This is a genomic window from Kitasatospora sp. NPDC059571 (genome assembly GCF_042735675.1).
Lineage (GTDB): Bacteria > Actinomycetota > Actinomycetes > Streptomycetales > Streptomycetaceae > Kitasatospora.
On the sequence record NZ_JBHWBW010000624.1, the window covers coordinates 1 to 3,907 of the forward strand.

4 protein-coding genes are annotated in these 3,907 nt (G+C 77.1%); 2 read left to right on the top strand and 2 right to left on the bottom strand.

Features of this window, described 5'->3' with window-relative positions:
• Window positions 1-41: 41 nt before the first annotated feature.
• A complete protein-coding gene (locus ACFV0G_RS36750) occupies window positions 42-1,121 on the bottom strand; it encodes a DUF4349 domain-containing protein (protein WP_380557328.1) in 1,080 nt (359 codons plus the stop codon).
• A 200-nt stretch (window positions 1,122-1,321) separates the two neighbouring features.
• Complete coding sequence (gene cutA / locus ACFV0G_RS36755; protein WP_380557330.1) at window positions 1,322-1,645, bottom strand: divalent-cation tolerance protein CutA; 324 nt, start codon at window positions 1,643-1,645, stop codon at window positions 1,322-1,324.
• Window positions 1,646-1,738: 93 nt separating this feature from the next.
• Here cutA and hemG point away from each other — a divergent pair, with 93 nt between their 5' ends.
• On the top strand, window positions 1,739-3,145 hold the full coding sequence (gene hemG, locus ACFV0G_RS36760) for a protoporphyrinogen oxidase (RefSeq protein ID WP_380557333.1): 1,407 nt from the start codon (window positions 1,739-1,741) through the stop codon (window positions 3,143-3,145).
• Window positions 3,142-3,855 (top strand): hydrogen peroxide-dependent heme synthase, encoded by a 714-nt coding sequence (gene hemQ, locus ACFV0G_RS36765; protein WP_380557336.1) that lies wholly within the window; start codon window positions 3,142-3,144, stop codon window positions 3,853-3,855. The genes hemG and hemQ overlap by 4 nt, the downstream gene beginning before the upstream one ends.
• The last annotated feature ends 52 nt before the right edge of the window (window positions 3,856-3,907 follow it).

Here is a 3,907-nt window from a genome sequence, read left to right on the forward strand (position 1 = left end):
GCCGGCACCCCCGGGCGGGGTGCCGGCCGCGGTGCGCCCGCTCACTGCGCGGCGTCCTCCGGGTCCTCCTCCGGGTCCTTCGCCGGGGTCCGGGTCGGCGCCGGGTCGGGGCCGGGCGCCTGCTGGGCGCGGGCCGGAGCGGCGTACGGCGCGGGGCCCTGGGCCGGGACACCCGGGTACGGACCGGGAGCCGCCCAGATGCCGGCCGACGCCTGGGCCGGGGCCGGCCGCGCGGGCCGGCGCCGCAGCCACCGGCGCACCAGCCACGCCACCGGGGCGAGCACCACGAGGAACGGCGCCAGCGCGGCCAGCGCGATCGCCAGGCCCCGGAGCACCGCCCACAGCACGTGCCAGCCGCCCGCGAAGCCGTGGCCGACCGAGGCCCAGAAGCCCCGGTGCACCGGCTTCGGCGCCTCGGCGGTGCGGGCCGGCCGGTGCACGTCGAACGTGATGGTGGAGAGCGAGGTCTGCGCGGCGAGCTCCTGCTGCTGGCGCTTCAGCGACTCCAGGTCCGCCTCCCGCCGGGTCAGCTCGCCCTCCAGCGAGACCACGTCGCCGAGCGACTTGGCGTCCGCCAGCAGCGCCCGCACCCGGTCCACCGACGCCTGCTGGGTCTTCACCCGGCTCTCCACGTCGACCACCTGCTGGGTCAGGTCGTCGGCCTGGCTGTTCCGGGACACCACGGTGCCGAGCCCCGCCAGCGCGTCCAGCGTCTTCTGGTAGCCGGCCGACGGCACCCGCAGCACCAGCTGGGCGGTGTACGACTGGGCGCCGCCCGACTGCGACTCGCCGCCGACGAAGCCGCCGCCGGCCACCGCCAGCTGCCGGGCCCCGTCCGCCGCCCGCTCCGGGTCCGTGCTCTCCAGCACCATCCGGCCGGTGTACGCGATCGCCCGGCCGGCCGTCGCGTCGGCCGCCGGCGTCCCCGCCTTCCCGTCCGCCGCCCCGGCGCCGGCCGCGCCGGTCGCCGCGGCCTTCGGCGGAGCCGGCTGCGCGGGCGCCGCCGCGTCGGCCGGCCTGGCCGCGTCGGACCCGCTGGACGACCCCTGTGCACTGCACCCGCTCAGCAGCACCGCCGTGAGCGCGGCTCCCGCCAGCGCCCGTCTGCCCCGATCCCTCATCCCACGGTCCTCCCCGTCCACGGTTTCCGTTCGGTCGGACCATTGGACGGGATCACCGGCCGATCGGCTCCCCGCGCGCGGTTCCGACTCGGTCACGTCCCGGACTCGTTCGGATGTAGGGGAACTGACGGTCCGTCCGTTCGGGCCGGCCTCGGCGTCCGGCCGGACGCCGCGTCAACCGGACGGACGGGCGGGGGCGTTCAGTCCGCGGCCGTTCCGGCCCGGACCCACGCCAGGTAGTCGGCACTGCCCGCGACCACCGGGACGGCGACCACCTCGGGCACCTCGTACGCGTGCCCGGCGCGCAGGTGCGCCTCCAGCGCCGGGTACCGGTCGGCCGTCGTCTTGAGCACGACGCGCCACTCCCGGGCCGTCTCGACCCCGCCCTGCCAGCGGTAGACCGAGGTGATCGGCCCGTCCACCTGGGCGCAGGCGGCCAGGTGGGCCGCCACGGCCGAGCGGGCCAGCGCGGCCGCCGCCTCGGGGTCGTCGGTCGTCGTGGTCACCGCCAGGATGTCGGCCATGGCCCGATCGTAGCCCGGCCGCCCGGCCCGGAGGACGGGTTGCCGCACCCACCGTCCGCGGCCCGCCGGATAAGGGGTGGGAGACTCGCTGACATGGCAGATCCTCATGTCGTGGTGGTCGGCGGCGGTATCGCCGGGCTCGCCGCAGCGGTGTTCCTCGGTGACGGGCCGTGCCGGGTGACGGTGCTGGAGGCGTCCGAGCGGGTCGGCGGCAAGCTCATGCCGGGCGAGGTCGGCGGGGTCCGGGTGGACCTCGGCGCCGAGTCGGTGCTGGCGCGCCGGCCCGAGGCGGTCGACCTGGCCCGGGCGGTCGGGCTGGGCGGGGAGCTGGAACCGCCCAGCACCGCCAGGGCCGCGATCTGGACCAGGGGTGGGCTGCACCCGATCCCCGCCGGGCAGGTCATGGGCGTGCCCGGCGACCTCGACGCGCTCGCCGCCTCCGGCGTGCTCACCCCCGAGGGCCTGGCCCGCGCCCGGGACGAACGGCCCGGCCCACCGGTCGACGACGACGCCACCATCGGCGCCTACGTCGCCTCCCGGCTCGGCCAGGAGGTGGTCGACCGGCTCGTCGAGCCGCTGCTCGGCGGCGTGTACGCCGGGCAGACCTCGGAGATCTCGCTGCGCGCGGCCGTTCCGCAGCTGCTGCCGATCGCCCGGGACGGCGGCCCGCTGGCCGCCGGGGTGCGGCGGCTGACCGAACGCGCGCAGGGCGGCGGCCCGGTCTTCCAGGGCATCCGCGGCGGCATCGGCACCCTCCCCGGGGCGGTCGCCGCGCACCTGGCCCGGGCCGGCGCGGTGGTCCGCACGGACAGCCCGGTGGACGAGCTGCGCCGCACCCCCGAGGGCTGGCGGGTGGTCACCCGCGGCGAGGTGCTGCACGCCGACGCGGTGGTGCTGGCCGTGCCCGCCCCGCAGGCCGCCGCGCTGCTGCGCCCCGACGCCCCGGCCGCCGCCGCCGAGCTGGCCGGCATCGAGTACGCCGGGATGGCCCTGGTCACCATGGCCTTCCACCGCGCGGAGCTGGCCGTGCCGCCCGAGGGGTCCGGCCTGCTGGTGCCGCCGGTGGACGGCCGCGCCATCAAGGCGGCGACCTTCTCCTCCAACAAGTGGGGCTGGCTGGGCGCCGCCGCGCCCGGCTCCTTCCTGCTGCGGACCTCGCTCGGCCGGCACCGCGAGGAGGCCGTGCTCGGCCTGCCGGACGAGGAGCTGGTGGCCCGCTCGCTCGCCGACCTGGAGCGCGCCGTGGGGCTGCGCGCCCGGCCGTACGCGACCGCGGTGACCCGCTGGGCGGGCGGCCTGCCGCAGTACCCGGTCGGGCACCTGGACCGGGTCGGGCGGATCCGCGCGGCCGTGGCGCGGGTCGGCGGCCTCGCCCTCTGCGGCGCCGCGTACGACGGCGTGGGCATCCCGGCGTGCATCGCCGGCGCCCGCCGCGCCGTCAACGACGTGTTGACCCCGGCGGCCGGCGCCGCCCGTACGGAAGGGACAATGGGCGCATGACTGAGTCCACTGAACAGCAGCCCGCGAAGAAGAAGGCCCGCGACCTGAACCAGGTCATCCGCTACACCATGTGGTCGGTGTTCAAGCTCAAGGGCGAGCTGCCGGAGGACCGCGCCGCCCTCGCCGCCGAGGTGGAGGAGCTGTTCGCGCAGCTCGACGCCAAGGACGTCACGGTGCGCGGCACCTATGACGTCTCCGGCCTGCGGGCCGACGCCGACGTCATGATCTGGTGGCACGCCGAGAACTCGGACGACCTCCAGGAGGCCTACAACCGCTTCCGCCGCACCGCCGCCGGGCGCGCCCTGGAGCCGGTCTGGTCGAACATGGCGCTGCACCGCCCCGCCGAGTTCAACAAGTCGCACATCCCGGCCTTCCTGGCCGACGAGCGCGCCCGCGACTACGTGTGCGTCTACCCGTTCGTGCGCTCCTACGAGTGGTACCTGCTGCCCGACGAGGAGCGCCGGGCGATGCTCGCCGAGCACGGCATGATGGCCCGCGGCTACCCGGACGTCCGGGCCAACACGGTCGCCTCCTTCGCGCTCGGCGACTACGAGTGGCTGCTCGCCTTCGAGGCGGACGAGCTGCACCGGATCGTGGACCTGATGCGTGACCTGCGCCCGTCAAGGGCCCGGCTGCACGTCCGCGAGGAGGTGCCGTTCTTCACCGGCCGCCGCAAGCCGGTCGCCGAGCTCCTCGCCGGCCTGGTCTGAGCGCCGCACGGCCGTCCCCGGCTGCGGGCCGCCCCGGACTCAGGTCCGCAGC